Source organism: Anaerobacillus sp. ABA4_114, from assembly GCF_056159065.1.
Genome location: NZ_JBSWUM010000001.1, coordinates 3646042 through 3665615 on the forward strand (window position 1 = coordinate 3646042; position 19574 = coordinate 3665615).

At 42.5% G+C, this 19574-nt stretch carries 20 protein-coding genes; 2 read left to right on the plus strand and 18 right to left on the minus strand.

What is annotated here, in order from left to right; genetic code table 11:
* Positions 1 to 86 precede the first annotated feature (86 nt).
* From ACXAEY_RS18790 to ACXAEY_RS18805, 4 genes are all read right to left on the minus strand, one after another.
* Positions 87 to 881, minus strand: a complete 795-nt coding sequence (locus ACXAEY_RS18790; protein WP_270182485.1) for an ABC transporter ATP-binding protein — start codon at positions 879 to 881, stop codon at positions 87 to 89.
* Positions 847 to 1872, minus strand: coding sequence for an ABC transporter permease (locus ACXAEY_RS18795; protein WP_474814172.1), 1026 nt, complete (start codon positions 1870 to 1872; stop codon positions 847 to 849). The genes ACXAEY_RS18790 and ACXAEY_RS18795 overlap by 35 nt, the downstream gene beginning before the upstream one ends.
* A gap of 85 nt (positions 1873 to 1957) precedes the next feature.
* Complete coding sequence (locus ACXAEY_RS18800; protein WP_474814892.1) at positions 1958 to 2974, minus strand: ABC transporter substrate-binding protein; 1017 nt, start codon at positions 2972 to 2974, stop codon at positions 1958 to 1960.
* 162 nt (positions 2975 to 3136) lie between these two features.
* Complete coding sequence (locus ACXAEY_RS18805) at positions 3137 to 4111, minus strand: NAD(P)H-dependent flavin oxidoreductase (protein ID WP_474814174.1); 975 nt, start codon at positions 4109 to 4111, stop codon at positions 3137 to 3139.
* 128 nt (positions 4112 to 4239) lie between these two features.
* On the opposite strand from ACXAEY_RS18805, the gene ACXAEY_RS18810 reads away from it, so the two are divergent.
* On the plus strand, positions 4240 to 4770 hold the full coding sequence (locus ACXAEY_RS18810) for a gamma carbonic anhydrase family protein (protein ID WP_474814176.1): 531 nt from the start codon (positions 4240 to 4242) through the stop codon (positions 4768 to 4770).
* Positions 4771 to 4803: 33 nt separating this feature from the next.
* On the opposite strand, the gene paaX is transcribed toward ACXAEY_RS18810, so the two are convergent.
* From paaX to ACXAEY_RS18860, 10 genes are all read right to left on the minus strand, one after another.
* Positions 4804 to 5694 carry a phenylacetic acid degradation operon negative regulatory protein PaaX gene (gene paaX / locus ACXAEY_RS18815; protein WP_270182481.1) on the minus strand — a complete coding sequence of 297 codons (891 nt, stop codon included), beginning with the start codon at positions 5692 to 5694 and terminating at the stop codon, positions 4804 to 4806.
* A gap of 86 nt (positions 5695 to 5780) precedes the next feature.
* Positions 5781 to 6557, minus strand: coding sequence for an enoyl-CoA hydratase-related protein (locus ACXAEY_RS18820; RefSeq protein WP_474814178.1), 777 nt, complete (start codon positions 6555 to 6557; stop codon positions 5781 to 5783).
* A gap of 121 nt (positions 6558 to 6678) precedes the next feature.
* A complete protein-coding gene (locus tag ACXAEY_RS18825) occupies positions 6679 to 7452 on the minus strand; it encodes an enoyl-CoA hydratase-related protein (protein ID WP_474814180.1) in 774 nt (257 codons plus the stop codon).
* Between the two features lie 15 nt (positions 7453 to 7467).
* Complete coding sequence (locus tag ACXAEY_RS18830) at positions 7468 to 7791, minus strand: EthD family reductase (protein WP_270182478.1); 324 nt, start codon at positions 7789 to 7791, stop codon at positions 7468 to 7470.
* A 26-nt stretch (positions 7792 to 7817) separates the two neighbouring features.
* Complete coding sequence (gene paaD, locus ACXAEY_RS18835) at positions 7818 to 8291, minus strand: 1,2-phenylacetyl-CoA epoxidase subunit PaaD (protein WP_474814182.1); 474 nt, start codon at positions 8289 to 8291, stop codon at positions 7818 to 7820.
* Between the two features lie 18 nt (positions 8292 to 8309).
* Positions 8310 to 9086, minus strand: coding sequence for a 1,2-phenylacetyl-CoA epoxidase subunit PaaC (paaC, locus tag ACXAEY_RS18840; RefSeq protein ID WP_270182476.1), 777 nt, complete (start codon positions 9084 to 9086; stop codon positions 8310 to 8312).
* Positions 9086 to 9427: a 1,2-phenylacetyl-CoA epoxidase subunit PaaB gene (gene paaB / locus ACXAEY_RS18845; RefSeq protein ID WP_270182475.1), complete on the minus strand. Its 342-nt coding sequence runs from the start codon at positions 9425 to 9427 to the stop codon at positions 9086 to 9088. Before paaB ends, paaC begins: the two co-directional genes overlap by 1 nt.
* 15 nt (positions 9428 to 9442) lie before the next feature.
* Entirely contained in the window at positions 9443 to 10390 is a 948-nt protein-coding gene (paaA, locus tag ACXAEY_RS18850; protein WP_474814185.1) for a 1,2-phenylacetyl-CoA epoxidase subunit PaaA, read from the minus strand.
* 124 nt (positions 10391 to 10514) lie between these two features.
* Positions 10515 to 12041 (minus strand): fatty acid--CoA ligase family protein, encoded by a 1527-nt coding sequence (locus ACXAEY_RS18855; protein WP_474814187.1) that lies wholly within the window; start codon positions 12039 to 12041, stop codon positions 10515 to 10517.
* A 147-nt stretch (positions 12042 to 12188) separates the two neighbouring features.
* Positions 12189 to 13178 (minus strand): lipoate--protein ligase, encoded by a 990-nt coding sequence (locus ACXAEY_RS18860; RefSeq protein ID WP_474814189.1) that lies wholly within the window; start codon positions 13176 to 13178, stop codon positions 12189 to 12191.
* A gap of 156 nt (positions 13179 to 13334) precedes the next feature.
* Between ACXAEY_RS18860 and ACXAEY_RS18865 the strand changes: the two genes are divergently transcribed.
* Positions 13335 to 13526, plus strand: coding sequence for a hypothetical protein (locus tag ACXAEY_RS18865; RefSeq protein ID WP_270182471.1), 192 nt, complete (start codon positions 13335 to 13337; stop codon positions 13524 to 13526).
* Between the two features lie 41 nt (positions 13527 to 13567).
* On the opposite strand, the gene ACXAEY_RS18870 is transcribed toward ACXAEY_RS18865, so the two are convergent.
* The 4 genes from ACXAEY_RS18870 to ACXAEY_RS18885 form a co-directional block, all read right to left on the minus strand.
* On the minus strand, positions 13568 to 14302 hold the full coding sequence (locus tag ACXAEY_RS18870; protein ID WP_474814191.1) for an MBL fold metallo-hydrolase: 735 nt from the start codon (positions 14300 to 14302) through the stop codon (positions 13568 to 13570).
* A 5-nt stretch (positions 14303 to 14307) separates the two neighbouring features.
* A complete protein-coding gene (locus ACXAEY_RS18875) occupies positions 14308 to 15255 on the minus strand; it encodes a sugar-binding transcriptional regulator (RefSeq protein ID WP_270182469.1) in 948 nt (315 codons plus the stop codon).
* 94 nt (positions 15256 to 15349) lie between these two features.
* Positions 15350 to 17350, minus strand: a complete 2001-nt coding sequence (gene tkt / locus ACXAEY_RS18880) for a transketolase (RefSeq protein WP_474814194.1) — start codon at positions 17348 to 17350, stop codon at positions 15350 to 15352.
* A gap of 447 nt (positions 17351 to 17797) precedes the next feature.
* Complete coding sequence (locus ACXAEY_RS18885; RefSeq protein WP_474814196.1) at positions 17798 to 19471, minus strand: glycoside hydrolase family 13 protein; 1674 nt, start codon at positions 19469 to 19471, stop codon at positions 17798 to 17800.
* Positions 19472 to 19574: the final 103 nt, after the last annotated feature.

Consider the following 19574-nt stretch of genomic DNA (forward strand, 5'->3'; position numbering starts at 1 on the left):
CCGTCAATTAATTGTCAAAAAATTACGACCCTTTCGCGTTAGAAAAGCTGCCGAACCTACTTCGACAGCCGTAACGTTCACAAGGTTTATCCAAGCAGTGCCTTGTCACTATTCAACTTTGAACCTTTGATTCTCTGAAATTCATGTAGCAGGGCTTCGATCGTAAGATTCTGCTTGTCCTCACCATCGACTTCTAGAATAATCTTTCCGCTGTCCATCATGATCAAGCGATTTCCGAGATCTAGCGCTTGTTGCATATTATGCGTAACCATCACTGTGGTTAGGCCCGTCTTCTCAACGATTTCTCCTGTAAGCTTAGTTATGAGCTCTGCTCGAGCTGGGTCGAGTGCTGCCGTATGTTCATCAAGCAAGAGAATTTTCGGATCAGTAAACGTGGCCATCAGTAGAGAGAGTGCTTGTCTTTCTCCACCGGATAATAATCCTACTTTCGCGTTCAGTCGATCTTCAAGTCCAAGGTGAAGGCTTTCGAGAGCTTCCTGGAAAGTGGTTCTTAGTTTTTTCGTAACGCCTTTTACAAGGGTACGCCTACGGTTCCGACAGTAGGCCATCGCTAAGTTCTCTTGAATCGTCATCGAAGGGGCTGTCCCTGCCATCGGATCTTGAAAGACTCGCCCAATTAACCTCGACCGCTTATACTCTGGCATCGTCGTTACTTTCTTGTCATCGATAAAAACATCACCTACGTCTGGAGTTAACACGCCAGAGATCATATTCATCAACGTCGATTTTCCTGCACCGTTACTTCCGATCACAGTTACAAAATCACCAGGTTGTAATTTTAGATCGATATCTTCTAGCGCAACCTTCTCGTCTAGTGTTCCTTCGTTAAACACTTTGTGAATCTGATTTAGAAGAAGCATACTCATTTCCTCCATTCTCTTTCAGTTTCGTTTGCTGTAGACGTTTCCGTTTCTTTCGATTCCGCTCCTTTTGCCCATCGATTAACTGCGGGAAGATCAATGCTCCGATAACAATGACTGCTGTGATCAATTTCATATCACCTGTTTCAAGAAAATCAACTCGAAGTGCCAGACTTACAACCAATCGGTAAACGATGGCTCCCCCAATAACGGCAAACGTTGTGATCGCGATCGTTTTCGTTCCGAATATCGCTTCTCCAATTATGACGGAGGCAAGACCGATAATAATCATCCCGATTCCCATTCCTACATCTGCAAATGAACTATACTGCGCAATGAGCGCTCCAGACAGTGCGACAAGAGCATTTGAAATACCAAGACCTAGGATTGTCAGTTGATCAGTGTTGGCTGAAAAACTCCTAATCATTCGTTTGTTATCGCCTGTCGCACGTAATGCAAGACCGACCTGCGTCTTAAGGAAATAGTCGGTCAAGATTTTAATAACAGCTGTAAGCAACAGCATACTGATTAAAATCGACCATGTAGAGGTGATACCTCCTAGCCCAACGGCCGATGCTATGCTGTTTAGTAACGACTCAATTCCTAGTGATGAGAAAATCGATTCTACTTTTGTAAAGATCGACTCTTCGTTCAACAGGGGCACATTCGAACGGCCCATGATTCTGAGATTGATCGAGTAAAGTGCGATCATCATTAAAATCCCTGAAAGCAGTGGATTTATTTTTCCTTTTGTATGTAGTAATCCTGTCACACATCCTGCTAAAAATCCTGCACCGATTGCAATCAAAGTTGCAAAGAAAGGATTTGTTCCATTAACGATCAGAATAGCGGCAATTGCAGCCCCAGTTACAAAGCTTCCGTCTACCGTTAAATCTGGAAAGTCTAATATTCGAAATGATAGATATACACCGAGCGCCATGATGGCATAAATCACACCAGATTCAACCGCACCAAATAATGCTGAGCCCATATGTAAGCCTCCCCCTTAATTTCATTCTCACGAGTAAAAAAAATGGTTCGAAAAAGAAGCTGACTTCTTTCTCGAACCTGTCCTGTTACTCGGTATATTCTCCTTCTTCCTCCCATTCTTGTTTGATATCGATTCGCATTTCTTCAGCAGCACTCTTATTCATCTTAAGCTTCAAATTTTGAGGATATTGAACTGGTAATTCAGATGCAGTTGCTTCACCATTTAAGATCTTTGCTGCCATCAAACCTGCTTCGTACCCAATATCTTTATAGTCGAATCCGTAGGCAGCAAACGCGCCTCGTTCAACAGAATCGAATTCACCTGCAAACATCGGAATGTCTTTGTCGTTCGCAACGCTGATAACAGATTCAAGCGCAGATACGACCGTATTGTCAGTAGCAATATAGATCACATCGACTTTTCCTACGAGTGCTTCAGCAGCTTGCTTTACTTCAGCTGAAGTCGAAACGCTTTTCTCAACAGGGTTCAATCCGTTACTTTCTAGCGCTTCTTTTACAACTTTGACTTGTGCAACAGAGTTTTGCTCCCCTGCGTTATAAATTAACCCAACGTTCTCAGCGTCGAATTCACTCGAGATAAATTCAATCGTCTTTGGAATCGCATCAGGATGAGTATCAGTTGTACCTGTGATATTCTCTCCTGGCTTATCAAACGATTCTACTAGCTTCGCTCCAACAGGATCTGTAACCGAAGTGAAGATGATCGGTATATCTGACGTTGCGTTTAATGCTGATTGAGCACTTGGTGTAGAGTTTGCAAAGATCAGATCGACATTATCTCCAACTAAGTTTTGAGCGATGGTATTGCTGTTGTTCATATCATTCTGCGCATTTTGCACATCGTATGTAACGTTCTCTCCTTCTTTAAAGCCGTTCTCTTCTAGCGCCATCTTAAAGCCTTCGAATGCCGCATCCAACGACGGGTGTTCAACGATCTGCGTTACTCCGATCGTATACATCTTATCTTCTGACCCTTCTCCCCCACTGTCAGAGTCTGACGATGCATTGTTGCTTCCACACCCTGCAAGCACCAAGACACTACTGACAAGAGAAATCCCAACCCATTTTTTCCATGATTTCAACATCATTTTCTCCCCCTGTTAATTTAATGAGAACCTACATGTAGCTATCTGTCATATTTTATCGTAATGGTACACTGCAATTGTGAAACTTGTCAACGAATTATCAAACAATTGTTACTATTGTATATTTTTAGAATCTTTATCTTAGACAAGGGCTTCCCCTTATCCGTTATTAGGTTGTTTAAACTTGTTGAACTTCAGGGATTGATCGTTTAGTGTTTCTGAAGCTTCTCGTATCATCGTTACAAAAAGCTCTTCCACAGTAGGTAACGAATCGATCAGTCCACTAACTTGTCCACCATTGATGAACCCTTCTTCCAGCCGTCCTTCAACCGCTCCAATAATGTGCTTATCTTCAGCCGTCATCTTGGCAAAATCATTAGGATGTACTCCATTTCTTTCTGCTTCTTCTATCATTGATGAATAAGTTGTTTTTAATATCCTTCTCACTTTGCCTACACTTCGTCCAACGATCACAGTACCAGTGTCTTTCGACTGCAAAATTTGATCTAAATAATTTGAATGATACGGAGAATCTTTCGTTGCGACGAGTCTTGTCCCCATCTGAACCCCTTCAGCTCCGAGCACAAAGGCTGCCGCTAATCCTTTGCCATCTCCTACTCCACCAGCAGCGATGACTGGAATGGATACACTAGCTTTTAACTGAGGAATCAACGTCAAGGTCGTTAGCTCTAGAGATGAGTTGATCCCTGCTGCTTCAAAACCTTCTCCAACAATGATGTCTGCTCCGGCATTTTCAGCTTTCATCGCATGCTTCACACTCGCTGTCACGCAGATCACTTTTATGCCATGCTCTTTAAAAAAAGAAATATGTGGCGAGGGATTCCCTGCTGAGAGAGACACTACTTTGACGTCATGCTTCACTACCAGCTCACACATTTCTTTAAAGAATGGAGTTACGGTGATCGGGATGTTCACAGCGAATGGTAATGATGTGCGCATTTTAATATCTACTAACAATTTCTCGACCTCATCTGGCGACATCGTTCCAGTTCCGATCGTGCCAAGACCTCCAGCGTTCGAGACCGCAGATGCTAGTTCTGAGCTTGAGATATTTCCCATACCCCCTTGTATGATGGGATAGTTGATCGATAGCGTTTCACAAATCCGATTCATGATGTCTTCGCCCCTTTTCCTGTAACGTATTTATTACGTTTAATAGATTACGTGTTATACTCATACTAAACATTCAAAAAACAGACACTGAATTCCTGCAAAAAAATGAGAAAGAGAGGATTTTTTCGATGCTAATTTCTTATAACGGTCATAAACCAGCGGTAGGCAAAGATGTTTTCGTAGCTCCAGGAGCTAAAATTATCGGGGATGTTACGATTGGAGAAGAATCAAGCGTGTGGTTCAATACTGTATTAAGAGGAGACGAAGCACCGATTACGATCGGAAACGGATGTAACATTCAAGATAATTGTACGTGTCATTTGTTTGAAGGGTATCCTCTTGTGCTAGAAGATGAAGTTTCGGTTGGACATAACGCGATTCTTCATGGATGCAAGGTAAAGAAAGGTGCTCTCATTGGGATGGGTGCTATCGTACTTGACGGAGCTGAAATTGGTGAAGGTGCATTAATTGGAGCGAATACACTTATACCTGCAGGGAAGAAGATTCCACCAAACACGATGGTTCTCGGCTCACCAGGCAAAGTCGTTAGAGAGCTTAATGACAAAGATCGAGAATTGATTAAGTTAACGATTGATACCTACAAGAAAAAAGGAAAAGAATTTCTTGAACAAATCGAAGGCGTCGAAGAAATTCGCTAATACCAAAAAAGGAACGGGAGACCCGTTCCTTTTTTATCTATCGATCAATAGTGGATGCTGAAGCGCATCATAACGATCGTCTTTCTTCTTCAATTCATTGCCTTCTTTAAAGACCTCCTCAAAGAAGCGCGATGATGGTTTTGCAAGCGTACGGTAGTAGTCGCTGAATAGCTTCGCCGCATGTTCTCCCGGCCACTCATCTGGCAGCAGCTGAGGAGGAAGACCCGGATCCACGAATAGAAACTTACGATATTCATGAACAAGTTTTGCCCTTTCAACAAAACATTCTCCATCTGTCATGTTCCCTTTTTCGATCTTATTACGATCGATGACGAACTTCTCACTGTAACGTTTGATAAAGGAGCGATATTTATCGCTGATGTCCTTCAAATCCCAGCATTCATTCACAAGAGCAGTATTTTCGTGTGGACCTTTGTAATCGGCTACAAAGAAATGAATATGTTCTTTAATATCGTATTTCTCGATCAATACATCCACTTGCTCTTCCAGATGATTAGGAGACATCCACAAACTCGCAGAAGAACTTCCAAAGCCGCTCCAGACAAGTTCTTTTCGTAACTCGTCACGAATGTGTCTTTTTTCTTCTGGAATCGTGTAAAGAAGCATGCGCCATCTTCCATCCCAACTGAACGGCTGAAGCTTAAAGATACGCCTTGCCGCTTCATCGATCCGTTTTACCCCACGCTCTGTTAAGAAGTAATAGCTTTTGTTACCTTCTTTTCTTGATTGTACCCATCCTTGTTTGTTCATTCTTGAGATTGCAGCTCGAACTGACTGATCATTGTGTCCAAACTCCTTCAACAGCCTGATCAAACTTCCGATCCAAATCTCATTACCGTAGTGGCGGATATAATCCCCATACAGCGTAAAGATCATCGACCTTGTATTTAAACCTTCATTCATAACATTTTCCTCCGCTCAAGGTATACCGTTAATAAAACGCACCCTAAATATGATGTTATACTACCAAAGAGCGAAGGACATCGCAACTACTCTCCTTTAAACTCAGGCTTTCGCTTCTCAGCAAAAGCTTCAAGAGCTTCTAAACGATCCTTCGTGGGAATTGTCACTTCATACGCTTTCGATTCGATAGCCATGCCCGTATGTCGATCGACATTCATGCCTTCTCGGACTGCAAACTTCGCTTGTTGAACAGCCACCGGCGCGTTCTTACAAATTTCAGAAGCAAGGTCCTCACACTGAGAAAGCAAGGCTTCAGCTTTTACGACACCATTCAGGATTCCATAATCAAACGCTTCTTCTGAAGTTAGTTTTCTTGCGGTCAACACCAGCTCGAGTGCTTTAGCAGAACCGATAAGGCGTGGAAGCCTCTGCGTTCCACCGGCACCAGGTATAATACCTAGACTCGTTTCAGTAAGCCCCATCTTAGTCCCTTCTACTGCATAACGAAAGTCACACGCTAGTGCGAGTTCAAATCCGCCTCCGAATGCATATCCGTTGATCGCTGCGATCGTCGGTTGAGGAAGGGCTTCAACAGATGAAAATACCTCGCGAATCTTTTTGACGTTCCGCTTCACTTCACTTTCAGAGAGTGATCGTCTTTCTTTTAAGTCCGCTCCTGCACTGAAAGCCTTTTCACCAGCCCCCATAAAAATAACAACACGTACATTCTTATCGGTATAAATATCATCGATGATTCCTTGAAGTACAGAAAGCGTTTCATAGTTAAAGCAGTTTAGAACATCCGGACGATTCAATGTAACGTATCCTACGTGATTCTTTACTTCATATGTAACGACAGCCAATTTGCATCCTCCTCTAGTTAAGAACATAGGAAAGAGCCTGGTAGGATAATTAACCTCCAGGACCCCTTCCCCCTAACATCTATTATTCTCGATATTTCCCCCAGTTTCCTTCTTTAAAGCATTATGAACCTTGAAACACCGGGCGTCTCTTCTCAATAAAAGCTTTTACACCTTCACGATGATCGTTGGTTCGACCTGCTTTACGCTGCGCTTCTGCTTCAAATTCCAGCACTTCCTCAAGACTGCTGTCCCAACTTTTTGCCATCCCTTCTTTGATGAGTGAGACCGCTTTAGGTGGTAGATTCGATAGACGCGCAGCAAAGTTACTGACTTTTTCATCCCAAGCATCATGCTCATACACATCGTTGACCATACCAAGTTCCTTCGCATTCGATGCACTCACTTTATCACCAAGCATCGCAAGCTCTAACGCTTTTGCATGACCGATCAATCGAGGTAAAAAATACATGCTGCCAGAATCAGGAACAAGCCCGACGTGTACGAATGCCTCAATAAAACTAGCGTTCTCATGTGCAAGACGGAAATCACATGCGAGAGCAAGGCTCATCCCTGCACCAGCAGCTACACCATTAACAGCTGCAACGACTGGTTTCTCACAGTTCACGATTTGCTTGACCATAGGATTATATGCTGATCGAAGTACGTCACCATGATCGAGTCCTTCGTCAACTCCATTCAAATCCTGTCCTGCACAAAATGCTCTTCCATTTCCGGTAATCACGATACAGCGTACGTCTTCATTGCCCTCGCCACGCTCAACCGCTTCTTGAACTTCTTTATTCATCACCATTGTAAACGCATTCATTTTATCTGGTCGATTTAGGCGGATCCATGCAATCCGATCCCTTATTTCGTATTCAATCGTTTCGTACATTCTCGTGCCCCTTTTCTATTGCTTAGTATCAGCTGTTTCGTGTACTTCTTCTCCGATCATCAGCGTAACAAGATCTCCAGCAAAGCTCATCAAGTCTTTTCCTGACGCTTTTCCTTCTTGTGATTTCATACCTGCCTTCATAGATTCATGATCTTCATAGTACATCTCGCAAAGTAGATAAAATTCACTTTCTCCCATAGGAGAACCAACGATTCTCGTTACTTCCATCTTCTTTAAGCCTGGGATCTTTGACGTGATCGGCGCGTGCGTGTTGAAATAATGCTCATCAAATTTCTGCTTGTTCTCCGGCTGCTTATACAATGCGATAACTTTAACCATCTTTCATCAACCTTTCTATTTTAAAATTAAATTGCTACAGGCTTCATGGCTTCAAACGGATTTTTACAGCTTTTACAATAAAGAATACTTCGACATGCTGCTGGACCAAAAATGTTGTCCATCGTAGTGTATACAGAGTCACAGTAAGGACAAGGAACACGCCATTCGTCCCCGCTTCTCTCTTCTGGAGGAGCGATTCCGTATTCTTTCAGTTGTACCTTCCCTCTTTCCGTAACACGATCGGTGGTCCATATCGGTTCACGTATATACTTCACTTCTACGGATGTAATTCCTTCTATTGCTTCAATTGCTTCTTTAATATCTCGTTTGATGATATCAAGAGCAGGACACCCGGAGAATGTAGGCATCGCCTCTACTTCAACGTTTCCTTCATCCACCTTCACATCGTAAATGATACCGAGGTCGACAACACTAACCGAAGGAATTTCAGGGTCTTTTACAGAATCAAGCTTCTGTAGAACTTTCATTCTCGTTGTCATAACAAAGCTCCTCTCAAACTACCATTCTGCTGATGGTACCGATTGATAAACTTCTGACAGTGTTGATAACGCGCCCTCAAGGTGGTCAGTATGCTTGCCGTTTCTTCCATCTAAGCTCATTTCAATATCTAGGCTAAAGTCCACCTTCTCGTTAAGAATGTCCTTCCACCTCTGAATCAGTACCTCTTCACGTTCTATTAAGGAAAGACGTACGATCTTTTCTCCATTTTCTCCATATGAGAAAACGCCCCTCATTTCTTTGAGTACGATATTGATCGCGTCTGTCATTCTTCTTTTAGCTTCTGGCGTACTGTTCATTAGTTGATCGAACCACGTTTCCCAGTGCATGAGGTGGTACGACATCTCGACCGAAATCTTTTTCACGATTTGTTGAAGGGATTCATAAGAGTTTTCCTTGATGGATTGCAAGCGTACTTTTTTCGCTAACGTGTAGAAATAGTTTCTTACTACAGTAAAAGCCCAATCGTAGTTAGGTTCTTCGAGATATGTTCCTTGCCCGTTCGGAAGTTCTAATAAAACTGCATTATGGAAGTCATGAGGTGACCTCGCATGTGTGAGTTTGTCAGCGTCACCTTCACCAAGCTCTTCGAGTAACGAATAGTAGAGGGTTGCATGCCCCATTAAATCCTGACTGATCGAAGAAAAGGCGACATCCTCTTCAATATGGGGAGCGAGTCCTAACCACTCTGATCCTCTATAGGCAAGGATAAAATCATCATCTGCAAGCTGGTAAATGAGCTCGATTAGACTATTGCGGTATTCGGCGGACTCCATCAATGATTGCCTCCTCCCATAATATCTTTTTCAGTAAGCTGTTCCTGTTCATATTTGCGCCACTTTTTCTTCAAGTAACCATATCCTTTTGTTTCTCTATAAGATTTATCGAGATTCTTCATTCCCTCTCGTTCTTCTTGTGTCATCGTTCGGATATCGTCTCGTTTTACGACCCAGATATCTGCAGGCTGTTCTCGTCGGAAGAAGTTTTCCTTTGCCATGATAAAAGCAAGCTCACGATTTGGAGCAAGCAGGCTGAATTGGTACTGTAGCGGCGCTTTGTCATTCTTCTTACTAAACACTTCATAAACTTGGTAGAAATCCTTTTCACCTTCACTCACTTCAAGAACACCTCTCTATATATGCTGTGGTCTTTTACCAAGCGCCTCACGCACCCAGCTATTCATTTCATATGAACGCACTCTAAGCGCTAGTCGTTCTTTAGACTTCGGACCATTTCCAGTAACGATTTTCTTAAATTCCGACCAATCAGGATCTGCGTACTCCCACTCTGATTTTTTTTCATCAAATTTTAACGTAGGATCTGGAATCGTTAATCCTAACGCCCAGATTCTCGGAACATATTTCGTTAAAAATTCCTGGCGTAGCTCTTCATTCGTTTTCGTACGCAGTTTGTACTGCATGTTTTTATCTTGATTCGAGTGACCCGTTTCATTTTTTGATTTAGGACCGAAGAACATTAGGAGCGACGTCCACCATCTGTTTAGCGCGTCCTGCAAAAGTTCCCTTTGCTCTTCTGTGCCTTCTGCAAGTGCCATGATGATGCTCTCGCCATGCTGCGCATGAAAGACCTCCTCAGCACAAATCCGTTTCAGAGCTCTTCCATATGGTCCATAAGAAGTGCCTAGCATCATCGTTTGTGAGATGATCGCAGCACCATCCACTAGCCATGCAATTATTCCCGCATCGCCCCACGTTGGTGCCTCCATATGAAACACGTTGTGAAACTTTAAGCGTCCTGAGAACAGGTCCTTCATGATGTCATCTCTATTCTTTCCAAGCGGTGCCATTAAATCTTCAGCTACACGAAGCAAAAGCTGCCCATGCCCCATCTCATCCTGAACCTTTGCCATGATCGCTAATTTTCGATGAAGCGTAGGTGCTTTTGGAACCCATTCCTTCTCGGGAAGTGCCCCCATTATTTCACTGATTCCATGCATCGATATCAAACGGATCAATGCTTCACGATACTCATCTGGCATCCAATCGTCTGCTTCGATTTTTTCGCCATTGTTAATTCTATCCATGAAATGATCAATATTTTGCTGATAAACAGCTTCCATTCCCACACACCTCCAATATAACGTTTATTTAACGTCATTATATTTTATTGTTATATAAATATCAAATATTTTCTGAATACTTTTCAAAATAAAAAAAGCCGGCTCTAAGCCGACTTCTTTGTTTCTACGCATTTACATGCTTTCTTAACGCTTTCCTTAGAATCTTTCCAGTAGTGTTCTTCGGTAGTTCATCGATAAACTCGACGATCGTTGGGCATTTATATTTCGCAAGATGTTCCCTACAATAGGTCTTTACATCCTCTTCCGTAAGCGTGTCTTTTGAAACGATAAAGGCTTGTACCGCTTCTCCGAAATCAGGGTCGGGTACTCCTACAACAGCTGCTTCCACAATACCTGGATGCTGGTATAATACCTCTTCCACTTCTCTCGGGTAGACATTATATCCGCCTACGATCACGAGGTCTTTTTTACGATCTACAATATAGAAATACCCTTCTTCATCCATCTTTGCGAGGTCTCCGGTATAAAGCCAGCCGTCTCTAATTGTTGCAGACGTATCTTCAGGGAGCTTGTAATAGCCCGTCATGACATTAGGACCTTTTACAATAAGTTCACCAACGACACCAGGAGACACTTCTTGACCTAGCTCATCTACTACTTTATTCTCTACATTCGTAATATTCGTGCCGATTGAACCAGGCTTTCTCGGACGATCTAACGGATTGAAACATGTAACCGGTGCCGCTTCAGATAATCCGTACCCTTCAGATACTCTTACGTTGAACTTTTCTTCAAAGCGATGAAGGAGCGCAACAGGCAGCGGTGAACCTCCAGAAATACATATCCTAACATGCTTAAAATATTCACTTCGTCCTTCTGGATACTGATAGAGAAAATTATACATCGTTGGAACACCTGCAAAAACGGTTGCTTTGTACTTTTCAGCAACGCGAAATACTTCTTGTGGACTAAATTTCGGCATGATCAGAAGTGTTCCACCTGAAATAAGAGGAGCATTCATAGAAACGGTCATACAAAATACATGGAACATTGGGAGGGCTGTGATAACGACGTCGTCAGAATTAAACTCAAGATAATCGGCTGTGTCAGAAGCATTACTCACGATATTTTTGTGAGATAACATCGCTCCTTTTGGTCGACCAGTTGTCCCCGATGTATAGAGAATCACTGCAACATCATCTTCTTCTGTGTGAAGAGATGGTACAGCGTTTCCTTCTTCGGCAACCATACTTGTAAACGGTTTCAATTTTATGTTTGAAATGACCTTTGAATCCGTTCCTTCTCCTACATACGTAACGAGGTTCACTCCAGGAAGCTGACCTGCCATACCTTCTACAAGGGGTAATGCTTGTTCGAGCGTTACGATCGCCTTAACATCACCATTGTGAAGCAAATAGCCGATCTCACTAGGGGTATAGACCGGATTGATTGGAATGACAACTGCACCCGCTCGTAATACGCCATAATAACTGATGAGAAATTCTGGTGAATTTCCAAGTATTAATGCCACGTGATCGCCTTTGTTGATATCCTCAGCTGCAAGGTTTGCTGCGAAAAGAGATACTTTCTGGTCAAGCTGTTCATACGTTACTGCCTCATCCTCATAAATATACGCTTGTTTATTTGGATGCGATAATGCGGCTCGTTTCAGTTGTTCCGAAAGATTCATTCGCTCTCCTCCTGATATGAATGAATAGTCATTCATTTTTAATTTTCTAAATATATTATATTGGAAGAAAATTTATCAAGCAAGGGGGGAATCCTCTTTCCAGCTCGATCCAATAGAAATAGGAGCTGATATATCAGCTCCTATCCGTTAATAAAGAAGATTTATAAATTCTTCTTCAGTAATATTTCCAAAATAATGTTTTACATCAATATCTTCAATCGCATCACGAATGGACGCTGGATCATACCTTGTATCGTTCAAACGTTGTTCTAACTCTTTTACATCTCCTACCCCGAAGAAGTCTCCAAAAATCGTTGCTTCCTTAATGTAACCCTTCTTCACTTCTAAGCGAACATCGATCGATCCGATTGAGAACCGCTTTGAATGCTGAACGTTGAATTTTGGGGACCTTCCATAGTTCCAATCCCAATTCTTATATCGCTTCTCTGCAATCTCATGTATTTTCTGCCAATCTTCCTCAGTTAGCTGATAGGTGGGGATAGTATCATACTCTTCAAAAATTGAATCCAATAGCTTTTGTTTAAATTCTTCACGAGTCATATCGTCGTCCATATGCTCACTGATGTTCGTCACTCTGCTTCGGATCGATTTAATTCCCTTTGATTCTATCTTCTCTTTGTTTACTTTTAATGCTTTTACGACGTTTTCTAGATTCACATCAAACATCAATGTTCCGTGACTATACATTCTACCTTTCGTTGAAAACTGAGCATTCCCTGATATCTTCTTTCCGTTTACGAGAAGATCGTTCCTCCCGCTTAACTCAGCTTCTACTCCCATCTTATGTAATGCTTTTACGACTGGGTCAGTAAACTTTTTATAGTTGTGAAAACTATTTCCATCGTCTTTCGTGATAATACTAAAGCTTAGATTACCCTGATCATTGTACACGGCTCCGCCACCTGAGAGACGTCTGATGACATCAACATCATTCTCTCGAATATAAGCAGTATCGATCTGTTCGATCGTGTTCTGATTCTTTCCGACAATTACCGTAGGATTCATTGAGTAAAAGAGCAGATAGGTTTCATCAGGGTCGAGTTCTTTTAGAATGTATTCTTCAATCGCCAGGTTAATCCCAGCATCCATAATGTTTTCATTATCGATATACCGCATAGCATTCCCTCCAGTTTGTACTGATTCTATTGTAATGAATTGTCTTAAACTAAGCAAAAAACCTACGCTCTCCCATAAAATGTTATGCGCTTCCTCCCCGTTCTTTTGTCCTATGCTACGAATACTTCTAGTAAACGCAAAAGAGGAGGAGCACAAATGAAGATTGTGTATTATGAAAAAGGGGATATCCCAGTTATTGTAGGTGCTTCGAGTTTAAATTCAAGCTTAACGATAGAGCAAATTAAAGCAGAAGGCGAAAAAAAGTGTAAGGAAATCGCAAGACTTCTTGGAAGAGAAATTGGTTTCTTAATGGATATGAACGGTAAACTCGAATCAAATCTAGATTAATATTTCAAAAGGACTGAAGGGAACCCCCTCCAGTCCTTTACTCATCTTTCCCACGTTAATCCACTTTTCGCAAGGACAACTTCTCCATCAAAATACTTCTTCGCATCGTCCTCTAACTCTTCTAACACACCAAAGTGTGGCAGGTGAGTTAGCATTAGCGTGCCCACATTCGCTGATTTTGCAATTGTCGCCGCATCCGTACTATTCATATGACCCATGTCGGACCCGTCCATATGACTGTATAGATTACATTCACATATAAAGAGATCAGCATCTCGTGCAAACGCTTCGAACTCTTTCATATAACTTGAATCTGCAGTAAACACCATGCTTGTTTGTTCATCCGTAATTCTCATAGCAAAACAAGTCACTGGATGCTTCGTTTTGAGGAACGTAATCGTAAATGGGCCAATCGTAAGCTCTTCGTCTTCCTTATAAGGTTTTGCCACTGTATATGGTTCATGACTGAGTCGTTTAAATTCTGCTTTATCATGAGGAGGCGCATAAATCGGCAGCTCAGGAAGTTCCTTACCAATCTTTGATTGTATGAGCCTTCCATGATAGAGAACACCGATATCCGCGATGTGATCAGGATGATAATGACTGATCACTACGGCATTCAGCTCCTCAACAGACAGATAGTGCTGTAGCTGTGCCAAGACTCCACTACCGCAATCTACTAGTAAGTTAAAGCCGTCTGATTGTACAAGATAACCAGCGCTAGCTTCTCCCACTTTAGGATATCCTCCCCACGGGCCGAGAACTGTCACTTTCATCTTTTTCACGCTCCTTTCAACTCAAGTAATGCTCTTGCAGTATATTGATCAGTAATTAAAATGTTTGCATAGCCGCCTTTTAACGCCCCAAAAATGGCCTCTACCTTCTTTGGACCGCCCGCGATCAAAATCGATTTTTCCTTTTTCGAAAGTTCTTCTAGGTCGATTCCTATTGTCCGATCATTTAAATCCTTATGAATCGGCCGTCCATTCCGATCGAAAAAACGAGAGCAGATTTCACCGACAGACCTTGAGTGGATGACATCTAATTCTTCCTCACTCACATACTCTGCTTGAACGATCACAGAATCTTTTGTTGGAATGCCTACGCTAAAGAGAGCTACGTTCGCATCGCGCCCCATATCGAGTACCTTCCGAATATGTCGATCAGCCTCCATCGTCTCTTTTACAAGCAGCTGATCTACGATAGCAGGTACAGGTAAGAAGTGACCCGCTGCATGGAACGAACGACTGAGCATCTGTATAACTTCATATGCAAACGTATTGGTTTCTGAATAGCTGATCCCACCATTTAACTGAACGACAGTCACATTCTTCAATAGTTTATGACGGAGGTTTTTTCCCACCTCATGTAAGGTCGTTCCCCAGGAAACTCCAATTAGATCATTATCTTTTATCGTGTCATTAAGATACAGAGCAGCTGTCTTTCCCACATGGTGTTTTACGATACTGTCTTCATATTGGGGAACGATGGTCACTTCGGCGTCCATCAGGCCAAAAGCCTCTACGAGCTCGGTGCTTAATCGATGGACATCCTCAGAAGGATCATGAATGGTTATCTCCACAACACCTTCCGCTTTCGCTTGTTTCAACAGCCTGGATACGGTTGGCCTAGATACCGACAACTTGCTGGCGATTTCTTGCTGACTGAAATCAAGCTGATAATATAAGCGGGCTGCCTCTACAACCTTTTCAAGTTTTCCCTTATCCATAGCAACACCTGTAATTCCGTATTATTTGCCACCTAAACACCTTTAAAAAAGGCTTTCAGAAAGACCTTTTCGCCTTCTGAAAGCCTCTCAAGTGTTATCTTGATAGCATTGCTTTTACTCTTTTAACGACGTTTTCTGGAGTGAAGCCAAATTCTTTGATGACCGTATTTCCTGGTGCTGAAGCTCCGAAACGGTCGATCGCTAGAACATCACCTTGTTGTCCTACATAGCGATCCCAGCCCATGGATGCTCCCATTTCAATTCCAAGACGAACAGTTACATCATCAGGCAACACTGTTTTCTTGTAGTCTTCTGACTGCTTTTCGAAAAGATCCCAGCTTGGCATGCTAACTACAGAAGCCGTGATTCCTTCTTTTTCAAGAAGCTTTTGTGCTTCAACTGCAAGACCAACCTCAGAACCAGATGCGAGTAGAAGAGCATCCGCATTTGTGCTGCCTTCCACGATGTAAGCACCACGCTTAACGCCTTCGTAAGCTTCTTCGTGAGAGTCAGTTACTACAGGAAGGTTCTGACGAGACAAAACAAGTGCTGTCGGATTCTTAGAAGATTCTAGTGCTACTTTCCAAGCCGCAGCCGTTTCGTTACCATCAGCTGGTCTGATAACCGATAATCCAGGCATCGCACGAAGAGAAGCTAGCTGCTCTACAGGCTCATGCGTTGGTCCATCTTCACCAACTGCTACGCTATCGTGAGTGAACACATATGTTGCTGGTACACCCATCAATGCTGATAAACGAAGTGCAGGACGAAGGTAATCAGAGAATACAAAGAATGTCGCGCCAAAGATCTTAAGACCTTTGTGAAGTGCGATACCGTTCATCGCAGCTGCCATTCCGAATTCACGTACACCGAACCAGATATTTCTTCCGCTATAATCTGCTGCTGAGAAATCATTCTCGCCCTTAAGCATCGTCTTGTTAGAAGAAGCTAGGTCAGCAGAGCCACCGAAGATTTGTGGATTGTTCTTAGCGATCGCATTTAGTACTTCACCAGATGCAGCACGTGAAGCAGTGCTCGTACCTTTTTCATAAGAAGGAATTTCACTATCCCATCCTTCAGGAAGCTCCCCTTTGATCGCTGCTGTCAACTGTGCAGCTAGTTCAGGGTATTTTTCTTTATAGCTAGCGAAAAGATCGTTCCACTGCTTCTCTTTCTTATCTCCTTCTTCCTTAAGCTCTGCGAAGACACTCTTCACTTCTTCAGGAATATGGAAGTCATTTTCATAAGACCAGTTGTAGTTTTCTTTTACTAGAGAAATTTCATCTGATCCAAGTGGTGCACCATGAGATGTGTTGCTTCCACCTTTATTCGGAGAACCATAACCGATCGTTGTCTTCACTTCGATCATCGTTGGCTGCTCTGTGTTGCTCTTCGCTTGTTTTAGAGCATCAGCAATTGCTGCCATATCGTTACCGTCTTCAACGCGAATCACTTGCCAGCCATAAGCTTCATAACGCTTTTGAACATCTTCTGAGAATGACTGGTTTAATTCACCGTCAAGAGAGATATCGTTCGAATCATACATAACGATTAGGCGGCCAAGCTTAAGGTGACCAGCTAATGAAGCTGATTCAGATGAAACACCTTCCATTAAGTCTCCGTCACCACAAATGCTATAAGTGTAGTGATCGATCACGTTAAAGTCATCTCTGTTGTATGTCGCTGCTAGATGACGCTCTGCCATAGCCATTCCGACTGACATTGCAAGTCCTTGTCCTAATGGACCAGTCGTAGCATCGACTCCTGGAGTTTCACCAAACTCAGGGTGTCCTGGAGTGTTACTACCCCATTGACGGAAAGATTTAAGATCTTCCATGCTAACATCGTAGCCGAACAAGTGAAGCATGCTATAGAGTAGCGCTGAGCCGTGTCCTGCTGAAAGGACGAAACGATCACGGTTAAACCACTCTGGGTTAGATGGACTGTGATCCATGAACTGGCTCCATAATGTATATGCCATCGGCGCAGCTCCCATCGGCATTCCTGGATGTCCAGAGTTAGCCTTTTCAACTGCATCGATGGATAATGTACGAATTGTATTTACTGCAAGTGAATCCATTTGATTTGTTGTCATATGTATACACTCCTTTTTTTATTGTGAAATTTAGTAAAATGTCTTCTGAACAAATGTACATTCATTATTATACATGAGTGCTCGAAAAAGAAAAAGGAAAGATGTCTGATTTTACAAAAAAACATCTAGACCACAAAATTATCTTCCCTCGAAAATGAGTTTTCAATCATGAAAGTTTCAACAAATTAAAAAAGCGCGGTGACTACCGCGCTAAGATTAAGACCAATACACATCGGAGTGCAGAAGCCGATTTCCGCTCCAGGATGCTCGCTTTCCGCGGGGCGGGCGGTGTGCCTCCTCGGCGCTCTGCCGCGCGCCTGTGGGGTCACACCTGTCCCGCTCATCCCGCAGGAGTCGAGCATCCTTCCGCTCCAATCAACGTGATTATGAGCATTATTCAAAATAATTTCCTCATGATACTTCGATGGTGTTAGATATTCTTAATCGTTACAATAAATAAGCTTTTACCTCATACGGTCGCATAGTAGAGTTCGTTTCTAATTTATGCGAAGTACTTTCATAGTTGTTGATGAGGAGGCTGCCTCCTTGTAATGATTCATCTAGTTCAAGTATTACGTTTTTGCTTGAGAAGTTAGCGGCTACGATGAGTGTTTGGTCTTTGTATGTTCTTTTGTAGACGTACAATTGCTCGTTGTCTTCTAGTAGAAGTTTGTAATCACCGTGAACGATGATGTCGTGTTCTTTTCTTAGGCGAATAAGCTCTTTATAGAAGTAGAAGGTTGAGTTTTCGTCGCTCAATGCTTTTTTTGCATTCACTTCGGTATAGTTCGGGTTAAGTTTAATCCAAGGCGTGCCAGAGGTGAATCCAGTATGCTGCTCATCTGTCCACTGCATTGGCGTTCTAGCATTGTCTCGTCCTTTTTTATGGATAGCTTGAAGGATTTCCTCATGCTCTCTCCCTTTTTCTTCTACCTCTTCTTTATACATGTTCAGTGTTTCGATATCTTTATATTCCTCAATCGAATCGAAGTATACATTTGTCATACCAAGCTCTTGACCTTGATAGATGTATGGCGTTCCTTGAAGCAAGTGAAGCCAGGCTGCAAGCATTTTTGCTGATTCAACGCGATACGATTGATCATTACCAAAGACAGATACAGATCGAGGTTGATCATGATTTTCCATATAAAGACTGTTCCAACCTCTACCATGTAACTCGGTTTGCCACTTAGAGATGATTTTCTTTAAATCTGTCAGCTTCCATGGCTGCTGGTCCCATTTTCCTCCTGGACCACTCGTTACGTCCATATGTTCAAATTGAAACAGCATGCTGACGATACCATCTTTTTCGTCTGTATACTTCACACCATCTTCAGGTGTAGCAAGCGGCATCTCCCCTACCGTCATGGCTCCATACTGGCTCAATACCCTTTCGTTCATGTCTTTCATATACTCAAAGAATTTCGGCCCATTAACGAAATAGTCGCCACCCCACTGGTATTTATCAGGTGAAGTTACTTCAGCATCAGGAAGACCAGGCTCTTTCGATATGAAGTTGATGACATCCATTCGAAAACCATCAACACCTTTATCAAGCCAGAAGCTCATCAGTTCATACACTTCTTCACGTAACGTTGGATTTTCCCAGTTTAAGTCTGGCTGCTTCTTTGAGAAAAGATGAAGGTAATACTCTTCAGTCGTCTCATCATACTGCCATGCAGACCCACCGAAGATCGACCCCCAGTTGTTTGGTTCATGTCCATCAACATCAGGACGCCAAATATAATAGTCTCGATATGGATTGTCCTTTGATTTACGAGATTCTGCAAACCATGCATGCTCATCTGAAGAATGGTTAACAACGAGATCCATCACGAGTCGAATGCCACGCTTATGCATACCATCCAACATCTCTTCCCAGTCTTTCATTGTACCGAATTCATCCATAATCTCTCTATAGTTACTAATATCATACCCATTGTCATCGTTTGGTGATTGATATACTGGTGACAACCACACGACATCGATCCCTAGTTCTTTCAAGTAATCGAGTTTCTCTGTAATTCCTTTAATATCACCGATACCGTCACCATTACTATCATTAAAACTTCTTGGATATATTTGATAAACGACACTATCTTTCCACCATTGCTTCCCCACGTCGAAACCCTCCTGATCATAAAATTGCGCAAACGTTTTCACAACCTATTATATAAGAGATTCTATTGAAGTACAAATGAGGGATACGAAGCGAGCTTCTTTT